The sequence below is a fragment of the Pseudomonas sp. Tav-5-1A genome (assembly GCF_055755055.1).
On sequence record NZ_CM146901.1, the window covers coordinates 3,871,453 to 3,894,235 of the forward strand.

General features: G+C 66.7%; 18 protein-coding genes. 5 read left to right on the forward strand and 13 right to left on the reverse strand.

The genetic code is table 11. The features are described 5' to 3' along the window. Positions 1-5: 5 nt before the first annotated feature. From AC0J42_RS17560 to AC0J42_RS17570, 3 genes are read right to left on the reverse strand one after another with little or no spacing between them, the layout of a single operon-like run. Positions 6-1,409, reverse strand: a complete 1,404-nt coding sequence (locus AC0J42_RS17560; protein WP_473002696.1) for an LLM class flavin-dependent oxidoreductase — start codon at positions 1,407-1,409, stop codon at positions 6-8. Positions 1,410-1,426: 17 nt separating this feature from the next. Further along, entirely contained in the window at positions 1,427-2,473 is a 1,047-nt protein-coding gene (locus AC0J42_RS17565; protein ID WP_416424844.1) for an NADP(H)-dependent aldo-keto reductase, read from the reverse strand. Between the two features lie 35 nt (positions 2,474-2,508). Beyond that, positions 2,509-3,750, reverse strand: a complete 1,242-nt coding sequence (locus AC0J42_RS17570; RefSeq protein ID WP_416424845.1) for an acyl-CoA dehydrogenase family protein — start codon at positions 3,748-3,750, stop codon at positions 2,509-2,511. 212 nt (positions 3,751-3,962) lie between these two features. Here AC0J42_RS17570 and copM point away from each other — a divergent pair, with 212 nt between their 5' ends. Both copM and AC0J42_RS17580 read left to right on the forward strand, forming a co-directional pair. Next, positions 3,963-4,286: a CopM family metallochaperone gene (gene copM, locus AC0J42_RS17575; RefSeq protein ID WP_416424846.1), complete on the forward strand. Its 324-nt coding sequence runs from the start codon at positions 3,963-3,965 to the stop codon at positions 4,284-4,286. 300 nt (positions 4,287-4,586) lie between these two features. Beyond that, positions 4,587-5,456, forward strand: a complete 870-nt coding sequence (locus tag AC0J42_RS17580; protein ID WP_027980448.1) for an isocitrate lyase/PEP mutase family protein — start codon at positions 4,587-4,589, stop codon at positions 5,454-5,456. Here the strand turns inward: AC0J42_RS17580 and AC0J42_RS17585 are convergent. Next, positions 5,446-5,829 (reverse strand): DUF2784 domain-containing protein, encoded by a 384-nt coding sequence (locus AC0J42_RS17585; RefSeq protein ID WP_473002698.1) that lies wholly within the window; start codon positions 5,827-5,829, stop codon positions 5,446-5,448. The two genes, AC0J42_RS17580 and AC0J42_RS17585, sit on opposite strands and share 11 nt — an antisense overlap. A gap of 384 nt (positions 5,830-6,213) precedes the next feature. On the opposite strand from AC0J42_RS17585, the gene AC0J42_RS17590 reads away from it, so the two are divergent. Next, positions 6,214-7,662 (forward strand): high affinity choline transporter 1, encoded by a 1,449-nt coding sequence (locus AC0J42_RS17590; protein WP_416424848.1) that lies wholly within the window; start codon positions 6,214-6,216, stop codon positions 7,660-7,662. Positions 7,663-7,670: 8 nt separating this feature from the next. Here the strand turns inward: AC0J42_RS17590 and AC0J42_RS17595 are convergent, their stop codons facing one another. The 7 genes from AC0J42_RS17595 to AC0J42_RS17625 all read right to left on the reverse strand — a co-directional run bounded on the left by AC0J42_RS17595 (position 7,671) and on the right by AC0J42_RS17625 (position 15,327). Then, entirely contained in the window at positions 7,671-8,999 is a 1,329-nt protein-coding gene (locus tag AC0J42_RS17595) for an LLM class flavin-dependent oxidoreductase (protein ID WP_473002700.1), read from the reverse strand. 7 nt (positions 9,000-9,006) lie between these two features. Further along, entirely contained in the window at positions 9,007-11,361 is a 2,355-nt protein-coding gene (locus tag AC0J42_RS17600) for a TonB-dependent receptor (protein WP_473002701.1), read from the reverse strand. Between the two features lie 128 nt (positions 11,362-11,489). Then, a complete protein-coding gene (locus AC0J42_RS17605; RefSeq protein WP_416424851.1) occupies positions 11,490-12,539 on the reverse strand; it encodes an AraC family transcriptional regulator in 1,050 nt (349 codons plus the stop codon). 10 nt (positions 12,540-12,549) lie between these two features. Further along, entirely contained in the window at positions 12,550-13,167 is a 618-nt protein-coding gene (locus tag AC0J42_RS17610; RefSeq protein WP_473002703.1) for a glutathione binding-like protein, read from the reverse strand. Positions 13,168-13,181: 14 nt separating this feature from the next. Next, positions 13,182-14,225, reverse strand: a complete 1,044-nt coding sequence (locus tag AC0J42_RS17615) for an ABC transporter substrate-binding protein (protein WP_473002704.1) — start codon at positions 14,223-14,225, stop codon at positions 13,182-13,184. Between the two features lie 503 nt (positions 14,226-14,728). Continuing rightward, on the reverse strand, positions 14,729-15,004 hold the full coding sequence (locus tag AC0J42_RS17620; RefSeq protein WP_416424854.1) for a hypothetical protein: 276 nt from the start codon (positions 15,002-15,004) through the stop codon (positions 14,729-14,731). Next, positions 15,001-15,327, reverse strand: coding sequence for a hypothetical protein (locus AC0J42_RS17625; protein ID WP_473002705.1), 327 nt, complete (start codon positions 15,325-15,327; stop codon positions 15,001-15,003). Before AC0J42_RS17625 ends, AC0J42_RS17620 begins: the two co-directional genes overlap by 4 nt. A 641-nt stretch (positions 15,328-15,968) precedes the next feature. On the opposite strand from AC0J42_RS17625, the gene AC0J42_RS17630 reads away from it, so the two are divergent. After that, a complete protein-coding gene (locus AC0J42_RS17630; protein ID WP_473002706.1) occupies positions 15,969-17,534 on the forward strand; it encodes an EAL domain-containing protein in 1,566 nt (521 codons plus the stop codon). 111 nt (positions 17,535-17,645) lie between these two features. Here the strand turns inward: AC0J42_RS17630 and AC0J42_RS17635 are convergent, their stop codons facing one another. Continuing rightward, a complete protein-coding gene (locus AC0J42_RS17635; RefSeq protein ID WP_473006874.1) occupies positions 17,646-19,694 on the reverse strand; it encodes a TonB-dependent siderophore receptor in 2,049 nt (682 codons plus the stop codon). Between the two features lie 253 nt (positions 19,695-19,947). Between AC0J42_RS17635 and AC0J42_RS17640 the strand changes: the two genes are divergently transcribed. Beyond that, positions 19,948-22,074 (forward strand): TonB-dependent receptor family protein, encoded by a 2,127-nt coding sequence (locus tag AC0J42_RS17640; protein ID WP_473002707.1) that lies wholly within the window; start codon positions 19,948-19,950, stop codon positions 22,072-22,074. Positions 22,075-22,162: 88 nt separating this feature from the next. On the opposite strand, the gene AC0J42_RS17645 is transcribed toward AC0J42_RS17640, so the two are convergent. Then, positions 22,163-22,744 carry a TetR/AcrR family transcriptional regulator gene (locus AC0J42_RS17645; RefSeq protein WP_473002708.1) on the reverse strand — a complete coding sequence of 194 codons (582 nt, stop codon included), beginning with the start codon at positions 22,742-22,744 and terminating at the stop codon, positions 22,163-22,165. Between the last annotated feature and the right edge of the window lie 39 nt (positions 22,745-22,783).

Here is a 22,783-nt window from a genome sequence, read left to right on the forward strand (position 1 = left end):
GGCGCCTAGGGTGACGGGAAACGCAGCGGCCGCGCCGGCTCGCGCAGGGTGGCCGGGTCGCGGTAGCGGGCGCCGAAGTGGTCGCTGGGCAGCCGCGCGTTGCCGGCGCCGAACAGCCGTTCGCGCAGGGTTTCGCCGTCGTTGTAGCACTCGCGGAACCGGCCGCGGCGGCGCAGCTCCGGCACCACCAGTTCGATGAAGTCGCGGGCGGTCTCGAAGGTCAGGTACTGGCGCAGGTTGATGCCGTCGATGCCGTCCTCGTCCAGCCACTTCTCGATCTGGTCGGCCACCACCGTCGGCGTGCCGGCGACGAAGAAGCGCTCGCGGTTGAAGCCCTCCAGCCGCGCCAGCACCGCGCCCACCGTGGTCGACGGCACGTAGCGCTGCAGGCTTTCCCAGCCCTTGACCTGGCGCTCGATCAAATCGCTGATCAAGGTGTCGCGCGGGTACGCGGTCAGGTCCACGGCGGCCTGGGCGTGCACCAGCGACGCCTCGACGCTCATCAACTGGCGATAGCTATCCAACTTGCGGCTGACCTCCTCGTCCGTGCGCCCGACGATCACCCCGGCCATGACGATGAACTTCAGCCCCGCCGGGTCGCGCCCGTGGGCAATGGCCTGCTGGCGCATGGCGTGGATGTTGGCGCGCACTGCCGCGGTGTCCTCGCCGCCGGTGAACACCACCTCGGCATGGCGCCCGGCGAACTCGATACCGGCCGGCGAGCCGGTGGCCTGGAACAGCACGGGGGTGCGCTGGCGCGAGGGCTGGCACAGGTGCGGGCCGGCCACCTTGAAGTGCTCGCCGACGTGGTCGATGTAGCGCACCTTGCTGGGGTCGGTGTACACCCGGCGCTCGCGGTCCTGCACCACGGCGTCGTCGTCCCACGAGCCTTCCCACAGCTTGTACAGCACATCCAGGTACTCGTCGGCGATCTCGTAGCGGTGGTCGTGCACCACCTCGGTGGCATGGCCGAAGTTGCGCGCCGCGTTGGGCAGGTACGAGGTGACGATGTTCCACCCCACCCGGCCCTTGGTCAGGTGGTCGAGGGTGCTCATGCGCCGGGCGAAGGCGAACGGCGGTTCGTAGGTGGTGGAGAAGGTGGCGCCGAAGCCCAGGTTGCGGGTCACCGCGGCCATGGCCGGAATCACCAGCAGCGGGTCGTTGCTGGGGATCTGCATGGCTTCGCGCAGCGCGGTTTCCGGGCCGTCGCGGAAGCGGTCGTAGGTGCCGATCACATCGGCCAGGAACACGCCGTCGAAGGTGCCGTGTTCCAGCAACTGCGCCAGTTCGGTCCAGTAGTCGAGGTCGTTGAAGCGGTGGCGGTTGTTCTCCGGGTGCACCCACAGGCCATGGACGATGTGGCTGACGCAATTCATTTCGAACAGGTTGACGTGCAGTTGCTTGGGCACTGCCTTTACTCCTTTGCTCAGGGGGCCGGATTGGGGAGGCGCTGGTGAATGGCCTGCACCTGCGCCTTGACCTCGGCGCTCAGCACCACGTCCAGTGCACCGAGGTTGTCACGCAGCTGCGCCAGGCTGGTCTGGCCGGTGAGTGCGCTGGCCACGAACGGCTTGTCCAGCAGGTAGGCCAGGGCCAGTTGCGCCGGGGTCAGGCCGTGCTCCAGGGCCACGCCGACGTAGCCGGCGATGGCCTCCTGGGCTGCGGCGCTGTCATAACGGTTGAAGGTGCGGTACACCGCCGACAGCCGCGACCCCTCGGGCCGCGCGCCGCCCAGGTACTTGCCGGTGAGCGCGCCGAAGGCCAGCGGCGAATAGGCCAGCAGGCTCACGCCCTCGCGGTGGCTGAACTCCGACAGGCCGCCCTCGTACAGGCGGTTGAGCAGGCTGTAGGGGTTCTGGATGCTGACGATGCGCGGCAGGCCCAGGCGCTCGCTGTGCTTGAGGAACTGGGCCACGCCCCACGGGGTTTCGTTGGACACGCCGATGTGGCGGATCTTGCCGGCCTGCACCTGCTCGGCCAGCACCGCCAGGGTTTCCTCGATGGCCACGCTGTGGCTGTCGTCGACGTAGGGGTATTCGCGCTGGCCGAAGATATTGGTGGTGCGGTCCGGCCAGTGCAGCTGGTACAGGTCCAGGTAGTCGGTGTTCAAACGCTTGAGGCTGCCGTCCAGGGCTTCGACGATGTTGCGCCGGTCGTGGCGGCTCAGGCCGTCGCGAATGTGCACCTGGCCGTCACGCGAGGGCCCGGCCACCTTGCTGGCCAGCACCACGTCGGCGCGCCGGCCGCTGGCGGCCAGCCAGGTGCCGATGTAGCGCTCGGTGGTGCGCCAGGTCTCGGCGCGGGTGGGCGTGGGGTACATCTCGGCGGTGTCGATCAGGTTGATGCCTTCGGCCAGGGCCAGGTCGATCTGCTGGTGGGCGTCGGCCTCGCTGTTCTGATGGCCCCAGGTCATGGTGCCCAGGCCCAGCACGCTGACCTTGATGTCGCTGTTGCCCAATTGGCGGTAACGCATGGGTGATCCTTTTTGCAGTCAATGAAAGGCGCAGTTCACACCGCGCTGGCTTCGTCGTGCACGGCTTCGTCGGCCTGCAGGCTGCGCCAGGCGGCATGGGGGGTGACGCCGTTGAGGTAGTAGTTGCCCAGTGCCCGCTCGCGGTAGATGGCCGGGTTGTGCGAGGCCAGGGTGCGGGCGTTGCGCCAGTGGCGGTCGAAGCGCCGGCTGGTGCTGGTGGCCGAGGCGCCGCCCACCTCGAACAGCAGCGTGGTGGCTTCCAGCACCTGCTCCAGCACGATCTGCTGGGCCTGGTAGGCGCGGATCTCGGCCTCGGTGTAATGCGCCTCGGTTGCCCGCGCGCCCTGCTCCGCCTCGTGCACGTCCTGCAGCACCTGGGCCACGGCCAGCACTTGGGTGCGCGCGGCGTAGGCCAGGCTCGACAGGCGGCCGATCACCCGCTGCACCAGCGGGTCGTCCTTGGGGCTGGACTGGCCGGGAATGCCGAAGCCGCGGGTGCGGCCGCGGACGAAGTCGCTGGCGTCGCGCAGCACCGCGTCGGCGATGCCGGCCAGGGTGGCCAGGTGGAACAGCTGGTAGAAGGCGCTGAGGTAGGACTCGTTGCGCAGCTCGTCCTTCTTGAAGCGCCGCACCACGTGCTGCTCGGGCACCTTCACCGCCGTGAAGCGCGTGGTGCCGCTGCCGGTGAGGCGCTGGCCGAAGCCGTCCCAGTCATCTTCCACGGTGACGCCGGGGGCATCGGTGGGCACCGAGACGCTGACAAAGTCGTCGCCGTCCACGGCAATGGCGGCAATCCAGTCGGCGTACAGGGTGCCGGTGCAGTAATACTTCTCGCCGTCCAGCAGCCAGCCGGCGGCGCGGTTGCCGGGTTCTGCGGCGCTCAGGCTCACCGCGTTGCGCGAGGTGTCGCTGCGCTCGGCCATGGCCGCGCCCCACAGCTGGCCGTCGGCGGCCTTGGGCAGCCAGTAGGCCTGGGACGCGGCGTCGCGGCTCGACAGCCGGCCTTCGACGAAGCCGAAGTGCGCGCGCACGATCTGCGGCAGGTTGGAGTCGGCGGCGCCCAGCTCGATCAGCAGTTGGAACAGCTGCGGCAGGCTAGCCCCCAGGCCGCCGTGGGCCACCGGCACGCGCAAGGCACCGAAGCCTGCCGCGCGCAGCCAGGCCACGGCGTCGTGGGCCAGCTCGCGCTGCTGTTCGCGGGCCACGGCGGTGGCCTGGATGCGGGTGAAGACGTCGGCGAAGCGCCGGTGCAGGTGTTCGTAGGTCGGGGCAGTCATGAGGCTTCCTTGTGCGGGGTGGGACGCGCCGGGAAGCTCATTGCAGCGAGCGTGCCAAGGCTCTGGGCCCGTATTTTCAGGGGGCCTGCGGCAGGTGGCTTGTTGGCTGGCTGGCAGAGTGTGGGAACGCTGTTGCAGGGCGTACACCTGGCCTTGACCTTCCCCCCATGGCAAGGTCTACCCTGCACCTTTTCGACCAGCAGGAGCACACCGTGATCAAACTCTTGAGTTTCATGCTCGCCACCACCTTGTGCGGCGCTGCCTACGCCGATGACAACGCCGCCATGAAGGCCGAGTACCAGCACGCCGCCCACGGCATGTCGGCGGACATGAACATGAACGCCACCAGCGACAACCCCGACGTGCTGTTCGTGCAGGGCATGCTGCCCCACCACCAGGGCGCGGTGGACATGGCCAAGACCGAACTCAAGTACGGCAAGGACCCGGAGATCCGCAAGCTGGCCGAAGGCATCATCAAGGCCCAGGACGCCGAGATCGCGCAGATGAAGGCCTGGCTGGCCAAGCAACCCAAATAATTCCCGTGGCTGCGGCTACCTTGTGGGAGCTGGCTTGCCAGCGAGCTTTTTAGGCCCCAACAGCTCGCTGGCAAGCCAGCTCCCACAGGCAAGCAGCTGCTACAAGTCCTTGATCCCGCACTGTATAATCGCCGATCAGTGGTGGGATTGTTCATACCTGAAACGTTTAAGCTGTTGATAACGCCCACGCATCGAATGATGCGAAAACGACATCAACGGTACTATTGCGTGTGATAGTCTCCCACCATTTCATCTTGGCCCGGACGGTAAAACCGATTGATGCCACACTGAGGAGCGCTCATGCCCAGAATTTCCCACCAAGGTTTGCGTCGCGCATTCCGCCAGCTGCTCGCTTCCAACGCCTGCTTCCACACCGCCTCCGTGTTCGACCCGATGTCGGCGCGCATCGCCGCCGACCTGGGCTTTGAAGTCGGCATCCTCGGCGGCTCGGTGGCCTCCCTGCAAGTGCTGGGCGCCCCGGACTTCGCGCTGATCACCCTGAGTGAATTCGTCGAACAGGCCACCCGCATCGGCCGCGTGGCCCAGCTGCCGTTCATCGCCGACGCCGACCACGGCTACGGCAACGCCCTCAACGTGATGCGCACCGTGGCCGAGCTGGAGCGCGCCGGCGTCGCCGCGCTGACCATCGAAGACACCCTGCTGCCCGCCCAGTTCGGCCGCAAGTCCACCGACCTGATCTCGGTGGCCGAAGGCATCGGCAAGATCAAGGCCGCCCTGGAAGCGCGTATCGACCCGGAGCTGACCATCATCGCCCGCACCCACGCCGGCGTGCTGAGCACCGAAGACGTGATCGCCCGCACCAAGGCCTACCAGGAAGCCGGCGCCGATGGCATCTGCATGGTGGGCGTGCGTGATTTCGACCACCTGGAAGAGATCGCCCAGCACCTCAGCGTGCCGCTGATGCTGGTGACCTACGGCAACCCGGCGCTGCAGGACGACGACCGCCTGGCGAAACTGGGCGTGCGCATCAGCGTCGATGGCCACGGCGCCTACTTCGCCGCCATCAAGGCCACCTACGACTCCCTGCGCGAACAGCGCAAGCTCACCCGCAGCACCCAGAACCTGAGTGCCACCGAGCTGACCCACACCTACACCCTGCCTGAGAGCTACGTGGCCTGGGCCCGCGAGTTCATGGACGTCAAGGAATAGGCCGCAACGCTTCACCACGCCACCGGCGGCACAACCGCCAGTAGACCGTGCCATTGATCAGCAGCACCACGCTGCCCAGCACCAGCTGGATACCCGCCGTCAGCCCGGCCGGGTAGATCACTGGCAGCAGGTAGTGCTCCACATACCCCCCCGCATAGCCCTGCTGCCCCGCCTGCAGGCGCATCAGGTTCTCCCAGTACGTCAGCGGACAGGTCAGGTGAAACACCTCCACCGCCACGCCCCAGGCCGCCGCCGGCAGGTGCAGCCAGATCAGCCGCCGCCACTTGAGCAGCAACAGCCCGCCCAGCAGTACAAAAATAATGAACAGGCCGTGAAACACCACCAGTCCGTTGGCTGCCATGGAATAGAACATGGGAATCCTTGCACGTTGTTTTCACCATTGTCGGCCCCGGCGCGGCGAGGATCAAGGGCGGCACAGGTCCAGAATTATTGACAAGCCGACCAAAATATCTGGCAATTTAATTCGTTATTAATCATATAGTTATGTTGTTTTTAGCAAAAACGACGTCGCTAATTTTCCGCTAGCACGCTGTAAACGTTTGACATATTTGACGCGTTTGGCACACTGCCGACCCGTTGTACCGGACATCACCGGGCGAGCACCGCCAGCCCCTGGCCACCCTCACCCGCCTGAGACCCCGTACGCGTCCAAAAAAAACAATTTTGTCTAGCGCCTCGCCAGCGTGTGCCCAGGTTTTCGCCCTGGCCAGGCTGCGCGTGCGAACGGGAAGAACACATGCTGATCTGGTTTGTCGCGGTTTACCTGCTGATCACTGTGAGTGTCGGCTTCTACGCCTCCACTCGTGTCAAGAACTCCAAGGACTTTGCGGCGGCTGGCCGCAGCATGTCCTTCCCCGTGGTAACCGCCATGGTGTTCGCCACCTGGTTTGGTTCCGAAGCGGTGCTGGGTATTCCCGCCGCGTTCATGAAAAACGGCTTCTCGGGCATCATCGAAGACCCCTTCGGCTCGTTCGGCTGCCTGATGCTGGTGGGCCTGGTGTTCTGCCGCCCGCTGTACCGCCTGAACATGCTCACCATCGGTGACTTCTTCCGCAAACGCTACGGGCCGAAGGTGGAGCTGTTCGTCAGCCTGGTGATCATCGGTTCGTACCTGGGCTGGATCGCCGCGCAGCTGACCGCCCTGGGCGTGGTGTTCAACGTGCTCTCCGACGGCGCCATCAGCACCACCGAAGGCATGCTGCTGGGCACCGGCATCGTGCTGGTGTACACCCTGTTCGGCGGCATGTGGTCGGTGGCCATGAACGACTCCATGCAGATGCTGATCATCGTCTGCGGCCTGGTCTACCTCACCTACCTGCTGGGCAGCATGGCCGGCGGCGCAGGCCACGTGATCGAGCATGCGGCGGCAGCCGGCAAATTCACCATGGTGCACAGCACCTCGGCCAAGGACATCCTGGGCTTCCTGGGCGCCGCGGTGACCATGATGTTCGGCTCCATTCCCCAGCAGGACGTGTACGCCCGGGTGATGTCGGCCAAGACCGAGAAAATCGCCTCGCGCGCCTCCATCGCCGGTGCCTGCTGCTACCTGACCTTCTGCATGCTGCCGATCTTCCTGACCTACGCCGCCTCCATGATCGACCCGCAAATGGTCAGCGACCTGCTGGACACCGACGCGCAGATGATCCTGCCGCGCCTGATCATGGAACGCACCCCGCTGTTCGCGCAGATCATGTTCTTCGGCGCGCTGCTGTCGGCGATCATGTCCACCGCCTCGGGCACCCTGTTGGCGCCGTCGGTGACCTTCACCGAGAACGTGCTCAAGCGCATGCGCCCGAACATGACCGACCGCCAGTTCCTGCTGGCCATGCGCATCACCATCGCCGTGGGCGCCGCCCTCACCTGCCTGTTCGCGCTGTACTCCAACTCCAGCATCTACGAGATGGTCGGCAACGCCTACAAGGTGACCCTGGTAGCCGCCGTGGTGCCGCTGTTCTTCGGCCTGTTCTGGAAACGCGCCACCAACCAGGGCGCGATCATCGCGATCATCTTCGGCCTGAGCTCCTGGGGCCTGCTGGAAATGACCCACCAGGACGGCGACCTGTGGCCGCCGCAACTGGCCGGCCTGCTGATCAGCGCCCTGGGCATGATCATCGGCTCGCTGCTGCCGCCGCTGAACAAGCGCGACAGCGAACAGGATTTCGACGGCGCCGTGGCCAGCAACTGACCCGCTCCCTAGGGCCCGGCATGACGATTGCCGGGCCGCGCCAGCCCCAAGTGCTGGCGCAGGGTGGTGCCACTGTACTCGCGGCGAAACAGCCCGCGCTGCTGCAGGATCGGCACCACCTGCTGGACGAAATCGTCCAGCCCGCCCGGCAGTATCGGCGGCATGATGTTGAAGCCGTCGCCCGCCCCTTCCACAAACCACTGTTCCAGGGTATCGGCCACCGCCTGCGGCGTGCCGATCACGGTGTGGTGCCCACGGGCGCCCGCCACCTTCAGGTACAGCTGGCGAATGCTCAGGTTTTCCCGCCGCGCCAGGTCGATGAACAACGCCTGGCGGCTCTGCATGGCGTTGCTCACCGGCAGCTCCGGCAACGGGCCGTCCAGGTCATGCCCTGACAGGTCAACGCCACCGGCCATCCCGGCCAGCAGCCCCAGCCCTACCCGCGGATCAAGGCGCGCCTGCAGCTCGCCGAAAATATCCTCGGCCTCGCCCTGGCTGCGGCCGATCACCGGCGAGATGCCCGGCATGATCTTCAGTTCGTCGCGGCCACGGCCATGGGCCGCCAGCCGCCCCTTGAGGTCGGCATAGAACGCCTGGGCGTTGCCCAGGGTCTGCTGCGCGGTGAACACCACCTCGGCAGTGCGCGCCGCCAACGCCTTGCCTGGCTCGGAGGAACCGGCCTGGACCAACACCGGGTGGCCTTGCGGCGTGCGCGGAATGTTCAGCGGCCCGCGCACCTGGTAGTAGTCGCCCCTGTGCCCCAGGGTGTGCAGCTTGTGCGGCTGGAAGTACACGCCGCTGGCCTTGTCGTGCACGAAGGCGTCGTCCTCGAAGCTGTCCCACAGGCCGGTGACCACGTCGATGAATTCCTCGGCGCGCTGGTAGCGGTCGCCGTGTTCGAAATGCTCCTCGCGGCCAAAGTTCAGGGCCTCGAGGTCGGTGGCCGAGGTCACCAGGTTCCAGGCGCTGCGGCCGTTGCTCAGGTGGTCCAGGGAGGCGAACTTGCGCGCCAGCAGGTACGGCGCGTTGTAGCTGGTGGACACGGTGGACACCAGGCCGATGCGCTCGGTGACCGTGGCCAGCCCCGACAGCAGCACCAGCGGGTCGAAGACATCGCCGGCGGTGGTGTACTGGCCCAGCTCCGGCGAGCCCATCAGGGCCAGGTTGTCGGCGAAAAAAATCGCGTCGAACTTGCCGCGCTCGGCAGTTTGCGCCAGGCGCTTGAAGTGCGCGAAGTCCAGGTTGCCGCCGGCCCAGGCGCGCGGGTGGCGCCAGGCGGCGACGTGGTGGCCGCTGCCCATCAGGAACGCGCCCAGGCTCATTTGTCTGTTGCTCATGTGCACCTCAGAAGTCGTAGCGCAGGGTGATGCCAGCCGTGCGCGGCTGGCCCGGGGAGGCGGTGTACAGGCCATTGGAGCCGTTGCCCACGGCCAGGTAGTACTCGCGATCGAAGGCGTTCTTGACCCACAGCGAGGCGTCGATCAGGCCGTCGCCGTAGCCCACCCGCGCGCCCACCGAGAAGTTCGCCAGGCCGTAGCCGTCGATCCGCGCCAGCTCGGAGTTGTCGAGGGTGCCCTGGCTGGCGGAGCGGTAGGCGTAGCTGGCGGTGGCGTAGGGTTCGATGCCGTTGATACGCAGCCACTTGTATTCACCATTGAGGTTGCCGATCCAGCGCGAGGCGCCGGCCACGCGCTGGCCGCTGAGGTCGCAGGTGGCTGCGGTGGTGTTTTCCGCCGGGCATGGCGCGTCCTTGAACGACAGGTAGGTGACGTCGTTGAACGAGCCGTTGAAGTTCAAGGTCAGGCCGCGCACCGGCACCGCCGTGGCCTCGAACTCCAGCCCGCGCGAGCGCACGCTGCCGGCGTTGGTCAGCAGCTGGTAGCCGGTGAGCGCACCCAGCGGCTGGTAGTAGGTGGTGGCCTGGTAGCCGTTGACGCCGGTCCAGAACAGGTTGGCGTTGAGCTGCAGGCGGTGGTCGAACAGCTGGCTCTTGATGCCCAGCTCGGCGTCGTTGGCGCGTTCGGGCCCTACCAGCAAGGACTCGGCGCCGGCGCTGGGCGCCGAGGCCACGGCCAGGTTCACCCCGCCCGACTTCTCGCCGTGGGACAGCGAAGTGTAGCCCAGCACATCATCGGTGAAGCGGTAGCTGAGGCTGGCCAGCATCGATGGCGCGGCGTTGTGCAGGTGCAGGTTGCCGCTGTCATAGGCACCCACCTGGCTGGCGCGGATGGCGTTGCCGTCGACCACGCCGGGAATCACCACCGCCGCGCCGCCACCGGTGGGCGCGTAGCGCTGCACGTTGGCGTCCTTCTCTTCATAGGTGCCGCGCAGCCCGGCGCTGAAGTCCAGGCGCGGGGTGAGGTGCCAGGTGCCTTGGGCAAACAGCGCATAACTTTCGGTGTCGACCTTGCCGTTGACCTTGCTGTCGAGGTTGTTCAGCGCATTGAGGTTGGCGCCGATCAGGTCCAGGTCGGCCAGCGGGCCGAAGTCGGTGAAGATGCGGTTGCCCAGGTTCTGCTTGAACGCGTAGGCGCCCAGCACGTAGTCGAAGTGCTCGCCCTTGGGCGAGGCCAGGCGGATCTCCTGGGAGAACTGGCGGTCGTGCACCTCGTAGCCGAAGTCGCGAAGCACCGGCACGTCGAGCTGGTCGGCGTCGTTGGCCGGGTTGAAGTGCCAGTAGCGGTAGGCGCTGATGGAGGTCAACGTGTAGCCGCCGGCCAGGTTCCAGTTGGCTTCAAGCGAACTGGCGTTCTGGTGCACGCTGACGTTCTGGCGGCCGTCGATGTTGCTGTGGCCCAGTATCGGGTTGGCGCCCACCAGGGTGGCGCGGCGCCAGAACAGCGGGCCGGCGCCGTAGATCACGCTGCTGCCGCTGCTGGAGTTCTCGCTGTTGTACTCGTTGATCCAGCGCAGGCTGAAATCGTCGTCGGGCTTGAACAGCAGCTGCCCGCGCAGGCCTTCACGCTCGCCGCCCAGCAGCGTGCGGCTATCGTGCTTGTTGTCCAGGTAACCATCGTCGCGGGTGCGGTAGAACGACAGGCGCCCGGCCAGGGTGTCGGTCAGTGGCCCGGACACCGTGCCCTTGCCCTGGAAATAGCCGTCCTGGCCGCCCGACACTTCCACGCTGCGCTCGGGAGTGAAGGTGGGCCCCTTGGTGGTGATGTTGAGCACCCCGGCCGTGGTGTTTTTGCCAAACAGCGTGCCCTGGGGCCCGCGCAGCAGCTCCAGCTGGTCGACGTCGAGCATGTCGAAGGCGGCCATGCCCGGGCGGCCCAGGTAGACGTTGTCCAGGTAGATGCCGGCGCTGCCTTCCAGGCCGTCGCTGGCCGGGTTGTTGCCGATGCCGCGCACCGCGAAGCTCGACACCCGGGCGTGCACATAGGCGACGTTGACGCTGGGCAGGGTCTGCTGCAGGTCCTGGATCTTGTACAGGCGCTGGCTTTCCAGCTGCTCGCCGCTGAGGGTGGTGATGGGCGTGGGCACGTCCTGGGAGGCCTCGGCGCGGCGCCGCGCGGTGACGGTCACCGGCGCCAGGCGCGGGCTGCCGGTGCTGTCGGCCTGGGCGCTGTCGGGCGTTGCCGGGGTGTCATCGGCCGCCTGAGCGGCGCCGTGCCACAGCGCCCCCGGCAAGGCGATGGCCAGCGACAGGCTCAGGGGTTTGAGGCGGTGGGCCGTGGTGGCCGCGTAACGTGACAGCATGGGCGAAGGCTCCTTGGTGGCGTGCGGCGACGTAGGCCAAATGCACGTTCAGGGTGCCCATGCTAGGCAGCGGTACAGGAAGATTTGGGGCCTGGGCGGACAAACCATGGTCCGCCTCGGCCACCGGGTCAGACGGCGATGGACAGGTGCTGCGCAGGCGCTGGCAGCGGCGCCGTACCCTGGTCATGGCGGCGCCATTGGCCGGGGCTGGCACCGGTCCAGCGGCGGAACGCGCGGTTGAAACTGCTGGGTTCGTTGAAGCCCAGGCGGTAGCAGATCTCGTTGATGGAGCAGTCGGTGCGGCGCAGGTAACTGAAGGCCAGCTGGCGCCGGCAGTCGTCGAGCAGCGCCTTGAAGCTGGTGGCGTGCTTGAGCAGGTGGCGGTGCAGGTTGCGCACGCTCATGCCCAGCGCGTCGGCCACCCGGCTCTGCTGCACCTCGCCCAGGGGCAGGTCGCGGAGGATGGCGGCGCGCACCCGTTCGGGCAGGTTCAGGCTGCGCTGGCGTTCCAGGTAGCCATCCAGCACCGCGTCGAGGCCCTGGGCAACGTCGAGGTTGGCGGTGTTGAGCGGCGTGTGCAGCCAGCGGTTGTTGTAGTCGATGGCATTGTCGGCGGCGTTGAACTGGATGGGGCAGCCCAGCAGCTCCTCCCAGCGCTGGGGGTCGGCCGGGGTGGGCCGGGCCAGGTGCACGCCTTGCACGATGGGCATGCCCGGCCAGGTCTGGCGGGTGAAGCGCACCGAGCAGGCGATCGACGCCTCGCTGGCCACCTGCTCCACCCGCGCACCGTCGGGCACGCCGTAGATCAGCCGCGTCACCTGCGGGCCGCGCACCAGGGTCAGCAGCGCCGCCGTGGTGATCACCGGCGCGAACCGCACACCGCGCTCCAGCGCCTCGATGAAGGTGGCACTGCTTTGCGCGGCGAAGTACAGGCCGTGGAAGTCGGTGGGGTAGCTGCACGCCGCCACGCCCAGGCCAAAGCATTCGTCGGCGCTGGCCCGTTGCGCCGCACGCCAGAACGCACTCATGGATGCCAGGGCGATGCGCTGGTTGGGGTCGTGCAGGTTGCAGGGGCCGATGCCAGCCTCGCGCAGCAGCGGCGCGCTGGCGATGCCGCGCGCCTCCAGCGTGCGGGCGATCACCTGGGCCCAGGTAGCGATGGTGTGCAGCGTCGACATCGGCAGCTCCTCAGGCCAGCCCTTCGGCGGCCAGGGTGCGCGCCACGGCTTCACGGGCGCGGTAGCGGCCCAGGAACGCCTGCAGCGCCGGGAACGCCTGCAGCAGCGTGCCGGCACGGGCGCTCCAGCCCACGAACACGCCCAAATGGGCATCGGCAATGGTAAAGCGGTTACCCACCAGCCAGTCCTGGCCCGAAAGGCGCGCCTCGATGGGTTTCAGCGCCTCGGCCAGGCGCTCCAGGCCCTTGCTGCGGATGCCGGCGTAGGCCTGCTCGTCCGGGGTGAAGCGCTCGGGGCGGTTGATGCTGCGGAAGGCGCCGGTGTGCACCTCGGTGGCCAGGTAGCCCAGCCAGCCCTGGATCTGCGCCCGCTCCACGCTGCCGGCAGGTGCGAACAGCGGCGTGCCGGGGCGCAGGTCGGCCAGGTACGGCAGCAGCGCGGTGTTCTCGGTCAGCAGGGTCTGGTCGTCCAGCCGCAGCGCCGGCACGCGGCCCTGGGGGTTGACCTGGCGGTACGGTGAGTCGGGGGTCAGGCTGACTTGCTCGACCTCGATCGGCAAGCCCAGCTCCTCGATGACGACGTGGGCGGCGAGTGAGCAGGCGCCCGGGTAGATGAACAGGGTGGTCATGGCAGGTCCTCGGCTTAGCGGCTGGCTTGGGTGGCGTCCGGCGCGGCTTGCAGCGCCGCGTTCAGGTACTGCGGCTGGGCCCAGCTGCTGACCTGGAAGCCCTTGCGGATCAGCCGTGCCTGCAAGGCCAGGTCGACGCTGTGCTGCAGGTTGCCGGTGAAGCTGCTGTCCAGCTGCGGGTCAAAGATGCGCGCGAACGACTGGTCGGCGGCGTCAGTGGCAAGGATAGCCGCTGGGTAGCTGGCCAGGCGCGACACCAGATCGACGTAGGCCTGCTTGTGCGCCTCGTCACGCAGCCACGCTACGGCCGGTTGCTGGGCCTTGAGCAGGCGCGCAGTGAGGTCCGGGTGCGCATCGACAAAGGCGCCGCGGCCGAGCAGCACGGTCTGCACGCTGCCGGCACCGCCCAGGTCGACGGTGGTCAGCGGCAGTTCGGCGAGGCCCTTGGCCTTCAGCGCGATCAGCCCGGCGCCGGCCCAGGTGGCGTCGATCTGCTTGGCCACCAGGGCGGTGTTGGCGGCGTTGTAGTCGAGATTGATGACCTTGTAGTCGCTCTCCTTCAGGCCGCGGCTGGCCAGGGCCGAGGCGAACGACAGCTGCGTGGCGGTGCCACGGAAAATCGCCACGCGCTTGCCCTTCAACGCTTCCAGCGAGGTGATGCCGCTGCCTGGCTGCACCGCCAGGTACAGCTTGATGTCGCGGGCGGTGGCGCTCAACAGGCGGGTGTCGAGGCCGCTGGCCTTGCCGACGATGGCCGGCAGGTCGCCCAGGTAGGCGAAGTCTTCCTGGCCGTTGGCCAACGCCTCGTTGATCGCAGGCCCTGCGCCCTTGAAGAAGTCCCAGCGCACCTTGATGCCGTCCTTGGCGAATTCCTTCTCCAGGCTCTGCTGGTCGCGCAGCACATCAGTGATACCGGCGCCGCTGGGCGTGGGGCCGGCGCTGATGTCCGGCACCGCGATGCGGATCTCCTTGACGTCATCGGCCCAGGCGCTGCCGGACACCAGGGCGGCAGCGAGGGAAAGCGCGAACAGCGGACGGAAGAAACGGGACGATGGCATGGCGGTGCTCCTGCAGGTTCCAGCGGAAAGGTGGAAGTGAGGCGCACGATAGGTTTGTGTGGGGGTAAAAATAAAATAATAAAAAATCTGGTGGTTAGGCGATTAATGCATATGCCGCACCCGCCTTGAGTGCCGCCGCCCATGCCTGAAAAGCATAACCACCATGCCGCGTCCGGGACCCAGCGGCGTTCCCGTGACGCGGCCTGCGGCCGCGGCTACGGGGGCGCGTGTACCTTCATCGATCGCGTCGCCTGCATCGCGGCCAAGGCCGGCTCCTACCACGCACGGCGTAGGAGCCGACTTTAGTCGCGATGCAGACGACGTTGCTGCTACAAGAATCAGCGCACACCACCCTGTAGCAGCGGCCCCAGGCCGCGTCCAAAACCACCGCGCACTACCGTGGAAACCTCTCCCGTAGCCGCTGCCGCCAGGTTGCGCTGGCCCTATTCCACGCCGAAGATCTTCAGCGCACTCAGGAGGCAGGACGCGGCCTGCGGCCGCTGCTACGCGGGTTCCGCGCTCGCCCGTTCCAACCCCGCCACCGACGCCTCCACCAACGCCCGGGCGATTTCGCTTGCGTGCTCCACCTGACGCGCCAGCGCGCGTAGATGTGCAGGACAATTCTCGACCAGCTCCGCAGCGCCGGCGCTCACGCCCTTCATGTACTCGCACGCCTGAGTCAGCACTTCGGTTACCGGCATACCGTCGCGCACCGCCAGGATCGGCAGGTCCCCCGCGCAGGGGCCAAAGGCATGGTAAGTGGTGAATGAATCGGTCATGAGGTGGATGCTCCTGCGCAGTGGCTCAGGGCGGAGTCAGTCAGCACATGGCTCAACAGCAACTGGCCGCGCACGGCATCCAGCGCTTCCTGGATGAAGGGCTCTTCAGCGACGACTGCATCGACGATAGGCAGGCGCTGTTCCAGCAGATCCAGCGATTGATGAGCGCGGTCCAGGGTGCGCTTGAGTGCATGCAGGTAATGCGGGACTCGTGGCAGGTTGGTGGGCAGGCCTTGCAGCAGCGCCAGGCTGAGCAGGTCCTTGAGGTCCATGTCTATGCCACTGAGCGGGATATCGGGTGGGTCGGGGGTTATTTTCACCATCGTCAGACTCCTTGATCATGGAGCCGCCACGTTCGTGGCCAAACGAAGGGGTGGCGGCTGTAACGCAGGTTGGCCAACCGGGGATCAAGGAACCCGGCAGGGCCGAAGCCCTCCCGCGCACAGCCGCCATAGAGCCTCACGCAGACATGCAACTGCCGCGTACTCATGGAAGCGCTGGTGCGCCTTGATTCCTCAGGTGGCCAAACCCGGCCGTTGAATTGGCAACGGCGGGCGGAGAGTAGACGTCCTGAAATCAAGGCGCAAGCAAAAACCACGAACAGCGAAGATAGAAACATTTTGTCATCATTTGCTGCACGTAGGATGATTATTTCAGATTTTGTGTGAAATTTCCTAGGAAATTTCCGAAGCCCGCATCTGGCCTTATTGGCACAACGCTGTAGCAGCGGCCAAAGGCCGCGTCCGAAAACACCGCACACTCCGGTGGAATCCGCTCCCCGTAGCCGCTGCCGCCAGGCTGCGCTGGCCCTATTCCACGCCGAAGATATTCAGCGCACTCAGGGGCCAGGACGCGGCCTGCGGCCGCTGCTACAAGAATCAGCGCACCCCAGGCAGCGTCCGGGTGCGCCGCGTGCCGCCTCGTCTACGCTTCACTCCACTCCCATCCCCGAGCCCCCCCCCCCATGCGCAGAAGGACCTTGCGAAAACTGGCCGCCGCCACCGCGGTCGGCATCTTTATCGGCGCCGTGGCGCTGTCGGCCTACCTGGCCGTGCAAAGCGGCCACGACGTGGCGCGCGGTTATCTGGCCGACATTACTGCCGACGTGATTCACCGCTCCGCCAGCACCCAGGCGCAGGTCGACAAGGCGGTGGCAGCCCAGCAACACGCCGGCCTGGCGCCCTGCTCGCCGGACCACCTGGCGCTGATGGAGCACCTGCTGCTGGAGGCCAGTTACCTGCAAGGGCTGGCGTACATCCAGGGCGACCGCCTGCTGTGTTCCACCCTGCCCTCGGCGCGCCAGCAGGTGGACCTGGGGCCAGCCAGCCATGTGACCGCCAGCAGCGGCCGGCGCTGGAGCCGGGTGGTGCTACCGGACGCGCCGGGCGAAATGTTCGCGATCAACGAGCACGACGGCTACGCGGGGATTATCGTGCCCAGCCTGGTGCTGGACGTGGTGGGCGAACAGACCGACATCGACATCACCCATTTCCGCAACAGCGACCAGGTGGTGGTGCGCTCGCGCGGCGAGTTCAAGCCGCAATGGCTGGCACAGTACCAACGGCAACCCGTGGCCTTCTTCGCCGATGGCAAATACGTGTTCATCCAGCCCTCCACCGATCGCGACTCCTCGGTGCTGGCTGCCATGCCCAAGGCGCGGGTCGCGCAGAGGGTGTGGGCCGTGCTGCCCGGTTACCTGGCGGTGGGCGGCCTGTCGGGGCTGATCGTTGGCGTGCTGCTGTACCTGGGCGTACGCCATCGGCTGTCGTTCAAGTCGCAACTGCTGCGGGCGCTGCGCCGGCGCGAGTTTTTCCTGCTGTACCAGCCGGTGATGGACCTGCGCAGCGGCAGGTGCGTGGGCGCCGAGGCGCTGATTCGCTGGAAGCAGCCGGAGCGCGGCTTGATCAGCCCGATGGAGTTCATTCCCGCCGCCGAAGCCAACGGCCTGATCCAGCAGGTGACCGCGCAGGTGATGGAGATGGTCGCCAACGATTCAGTGCAGTTGATCAAGGACAACCCCGACACCCACATCGCCATCAACTTCTCCGCCGAGGACCTGCACTCCGAGCAGACCGAGCAACGCCTGCAGGCGCTGATCCGCGCCTCGGGCGGCACCTCGGAAAACATCCTGATCGAGGCCACCGAGCGCGGCCTGATGGTGCCGGACAAGGCCAGGGAAGTGCTGCTGTCGATTCGCGCGAAAGGCTTCAAGGTGGCGATCGACGACTTCGGCACCGGCAATTCGAGCCTGTCGTACCTGGCCACCTACGACCTGGACTACCTGAAGATCGACAAGGCGTTCGTCGACGAGATCGGCGAGGCGCGCAGCAGCAGCCCGCTGCTGTTCCACATCATCGAGATAGCCCGTTCGTTGAAGCTGAAGATGATTGCCGAAGGGGTGGAGACCGAGCACCAGCGCAACGTGCTGCGCGATGCCGGGGTGCAGCTGGCCCAGGGCTGGTTCTTCGGCAAGCCGATGCCGATTGATGAACTGGGACAGTTCATCCAGCGCTGCAAAGCGGTTGCCTGACCCCGTAGCAGCTGCCGCCAGGCTGCGTCACACGGCGCATGCGGTAATCCTGGAAAACCGCGGTGCCGGTGACGCCGCCTGGCGGCAGCTGCTACGGGGTGGGGCGCGCGCTTAATACTTCCAGGTCACCGACGCCGTCACGTTGCGGGTGGCGCCGTAGCTGGCGGTGGTGGCGCTGTTGTACAGCGACAGCAGGTATTTGCGGTCGAAGACGTTGTTGAGGTTCAGCGACGTGCTCCAGTTGCTGTTGAAGTCGTAGCTGGCCATCAGGTCCACCAGGGCGTAGGCGTTCTGGCGGATGGCGCTGGTGTCGTCGTTCTGCACCGCGCTCTGCCAGCTCACGCGGGTACCCACCTTGGCCTGTTCCATGAACGGCAGGCGGTAGGTGGCCATGCCGCGCACGCTGTGGGTGGGCACGTATTTGCGCGCACGGTCGCCGTCGTCGTTCTCGATGTGCACGTAGGTGTAGCCGGCCAGCAGGTCCAGGCCCGGCAGCGCTTCACCCGAGGCCTGCAGCTCGACGCCGCGGCTCTTGTAGTCCACCGGGTTGTAGACTTCCTGCACGCCGTTGTAGCCGGCGTCCTCGGCGACGTTGCGCTGGTCGGCCTTGAACAGCGCGGCGGTGACGTTGAGGCGGCTGTCCATCAGGCTGCCCTTGACCCCCACTTCGGTGCTCTTGCCTTCCAGCGGCGCCAGCAGTTTGTTGTCGGCGCCGACGTTGTACTGCGGGGTGTAGATCTCGGTCCAGCTGCCGTACACGCTCCACTGCGGGGTCAGGTCGTAGACCAGGCCGGTGTACGGGGTCACCTTGCCGTGGGCGCGGGTGTAGTAGTCGGCGCCATAGCTGCTGCCCGAGGCATCGGCGCTGAGCATGCGCGCGCCGGCGATCCAGTGCAGGTCGTCAGTGAGGCTGAAGCGTGCGCCGGCGTAGACGCTGCGCTGGGTGTCGACGAAGTTCTGGGTCAGCGCGTCGCTGGTGTAGTTGAACGCAGGCAACGCGGCATTGCCCGCCAGTATGCCGGCGAACGAGGTCTCATACGAGCCATCGGCGCTCACATCGTACTCGCGGCCTTGTTGGTGGGTGCGGCCGTAGGCGGTGCCGATGGTCAGCTCATGCTCGCGGCCAAACAGGGTGAACGGGCCCGACAGCTTGGCCTCGCCCAGCAACTGGTGCGCCTCGCTGCTGGTGTGGTTGGCGTACACCGTGGCGTCGTCACCGGTCACCTGGTAGACGTAGAGCATGTTGGTGTCTTGCTTTTCCTTGACCGCGGTGGCGGTCAGGGTGGCGTTCCAGCCGTTGCCGAAATCATGCTTGAGTTCGGCGAAAGCACGCTGGGTGTTGAGGTTCCAGTACGTCCACGGCTGGCCGATGTTGGCGCCGCGGCTGCTGTAGTGGATGGCGTTGCCGCTGCTGTCCACCAACGGCAGGTTGCCCCAGGTGCTGGCGTTGGAATCACTGTTGTGCTGGGAAAAGCCCACGGTCAGGGTGTCGGCCTCGGACAGGTCGAAGGCCAGCAGGCCGGCGGCGACGTTGCGCTCGTGGCCATAGCGGTCCATCCACGAATCGCCCTTGTCGTGGGTGTAGATGAAGCGGCCGCGCACGTTGCCGGTCGGCGTCAGCGGGCCCGAGACGTCGACGTCCACCCGGCGGTTGTCCCACGAACCGACGCTGGTGTTGATCTGCGCCTGGAAGGTGTCGGTGGGGCGCTTGCGCACGAAGTTGACCGTGGCCGAGGGGTTGCCCGCCCCGCTCATCAGGCCGTTGGCGCCATGCAGCACGTCGATCTGCTCGTACTCGGCCAGGTCCTGCTCGCCCACCAGCACGGTGCCCACGAAGGGCATGCCCATGCCGTCGTATTCGAAGGTGTTGATGTCGAAGCCGCGCGAGGTGAATTCGGTGCGGTCGGTCTCGGTCTGCTCCACGGTCACCGACGGCGCCGCGCGCAGGGCGTCCTTGATGCCGGTGATCTTGAAGTCCTTCAGCTCCTGCTGGGTGATGGTGGTCACGCCTTGCGGGGTCTCCTTGTCGGTCAGGCCCAGGCGCGTGGTGCTGGACACCGGCTCGCCCTGATACCCCACGCTCTGCCCTTGGCTACTGTCACTGCTGCTTTCGATCTGGGTGGCCGGCAGGGTCATGTCGTCTGCGTAGGCCAGGGGCATGGCACTGCAGGCACCGGCGAGCAACAAACTGGCAGGGAGGCGATGTTTCAAGGCGAGACTTCCTGTAACGGTTTAGGTGAGAATGAGATTCTGTTTCAAAGTGTGAATGAGAATCTAACCCAGTTACCAATGAAATTTCGACAATTTTTTCACATTTCGTAATATTGCTTGGCCAGCAGGCAAATTTTCCTGTGCTCCGCTCGTCTCCCAGTGCGTCGCACCACTCTCTTGTCCCCCCGTTGGAGCCACCACCATGCGTTCGCCGAAAACCCTGCCCACCGCCCTGCTGGGCCTTGCCCTGTGCTGCCCGGGGCTGGCCGATGCCCAGGACATGGAACTGGGCCAGGTGCTGATCAAGGGCCAGGACGGCAGCGGCGACGACCAAGGGGCCGAAGACGCCAACGCGCGCCTGGCCCAGGTGCCGGGCGGCACCAACGTGGTGGACATGAAAAAAACCCTGCAGGGCCGGGTGGCCAGCAACCAGGACGTGCTGGCCTACCAGCCGGGCGTGTACGCGCAGTCGGCCGGCAACGAAGGCGTGAAGATTTCCATTCGCGGCTCGGGCATCAACCGCGCGCCGGGCGCCCATGCCTCGGGCATCTACGCCATGCTCGACGGCCTGCCGCTGACCGGCCCCGGCGGCACACCCTATGAGTTGCTGGAACCGCTGTGGCTGGACCATGTGGAGGTGCTGCGCGGCGCCAACGGCTTCGACTACGGCGGCCTGGCGCTGGGCGGCGCCATCAATTACGTCAGCCACAGCGGCTACGACGCGCCGCTGCTGCAAGTGCGCTACGCCATGGGCAGCCACGGCTACCGCCAGCGCCAGGTCAGCTCGGGCCAGGTGCTGGGCGACTTCGACTACTACGTGGCGGTGACCGACGCGCAGTCGGACGGCTACCAGGACCACACCGCCAGCACCAGCCAGGGGGTGATCGCCAACGTCGGCTACTGCTTCAACCCGAACCTGGAAACGCGTTTCTACATCCGCCACCGCGAGACTGACAACGAGCTGGCCGGGCGTGTGACCAAGGACTCCATCGAGCACCACGCCCAGGCGGCCAACCCCACGTACGAGGCGCGCGACTACCAGCGCGACGAGCCGGGCAGCACCTTCATCGGCAACAAGACCACCTACTACATCGACGACGATTCCAGCATTCAGACCGGGCTGGTGTACCACGACTACCCCATGGACCTGCGCGAAGGCCCCAACCGCCTGAAGGTGGCCTACACCGACGTCAGCGGCACCTTCGACTACAAGCGCCGCGACACCCTGTGGGGCCTGGAAAGCAACAGCACCTTGGGCCTGCGCGTGACCAAGCACCTGCCCAATGACGGCGCCAGCGAGTTCGTGCGCATCCCCACCGGCAACACCGCGGGCTACGCGCCGGGCACGCGCATCCGCAATTTCACCTACCAGGGTTCGGACACGGTGCTGCATTTCAGCAACGACCTGGAGATTGCCGACGACCTGTGGCTGACCACCGGCATCGCCGCCATCTACACCCGCCGCGAGAGCGCGGTCACCTACCCCGCCGACGGCGGCAAGGTCAGCCTGCATGACTGGGACTATGCGCCGCGCCTGGGCCTGCGCTACCAGCTGACGCCCGGCGTGCAACTGTTCGGCAACCTCAGCCGCTCGGTGGAAGCGCCGCACCCTTGGTCGCTGATCTACAGCTCCAACCAGCTATTCCCCGCCGGCAGCGGCGTGGCCACCGGCGCCCAGCGCGTGCCCGTCGCGCTGCGCAACCAGACCGCCACCACCGTGGAAATCGGCGGCCGTGGCGACAGCGTCGCTGGCCAGTGGAGCCTGGCCTGGTACTACGCCCAGGTGCGCCACGAACTGCTGTCGGTGCTGCCGGATGCCAGCGCCACCACGCCTTACGAGCTGAACGCCAGCCCCACCGTGCACCAGGGCGTGGAAGCCAGCCTGCAAAGCACCCTGTGGTCGCGCGACGGCGTGGGCGCCCTGAGCCTGCGCCAGGCCTACACCTTCAGCGACTTCCACTACCGCAACGACGACCAGTTCGGCAGCAACCGCCTGCCCGGCCTGCCCATGCATTACTACCAGGCGGAGCTGCGCTACGACTGGCCGCAAGGCTTCTTCGCGGCAGCCAACACCCAGCTGATGTCGAAAGTGGCGGTGGATTACGCCGACAGCTACTACGCCGATGCCTATGCGCTGTTCGGCGCCACCCTGGGCTACAACGCGCCCAAGGGCGACTGGCAGGCCTGGGTGGACATGCGCAACCTGACCAACCAGCACTACGCCGCCACCGTGACCCCAGGCTACGACGACAAGGGCGTGGACGCCGCGCGCTCCACGCCCGGCGAAGGGATGGGCGTGTACCTGGGCGTATCCTGGAGCCTGCGCTGACCCCGGACGCAGCCTGCGGCAGCTGCTACGCAAACCCGTAGCAGCGGCCGCAGGCCGCGTCCCATACGCGAGGCATCGCCCGGGGGCGTCACTGCAATAACTTCAACGCCTGCGCCACCGCCTGCAACAACGCCGCCGCCGGCACCCCGTCGCGGGCCTGCACCGACAACCCGTGCAGGAACGTCGCGTAGAAGTCCCCCAATGCCTGCACGTCGGCCGTCGCCGACAGCTGCCCCTGTGCCTGGGCCACCTGCAGGCGCTCGATGACCGACCGGGTGCGCTGCTGGCGGTGGCCCGCCAGCCAGTTCAGCACGCCGATGTTTTCCGCCGCCACGCCGTTCGCCGCGCTCACCACCAGGCAGCCACGCGGGTGGTCGGCACGGGTGTAGGTAGCCACCGCGTCGCGCAGCAGCTGGCCGATGGCCGCGCCGATATCTGCCTGGGCCAGCGCCCGTTCGGCAAAACCGCCCTCGCCGCTTTCGTACAGCGCCACCGCCTCCTCGAACAGCTGCTGCTTGCTGCCGAACGCTGCGTAGATGCGCGCCGAGGCAAGGCCCAGCGCCTCCACCAGCGCCGACATCGACGTGCCTTCGTAGCCGTGTTCCCAGAACACCCGCATCGCCTGTGCCAGTGCCTGCTGCTTGTCGAACTGCCGTGGTCGCCCTGCCATGTGGTTCCGCCTGGAAATCGAGAGCGCGCAGTTTAACGC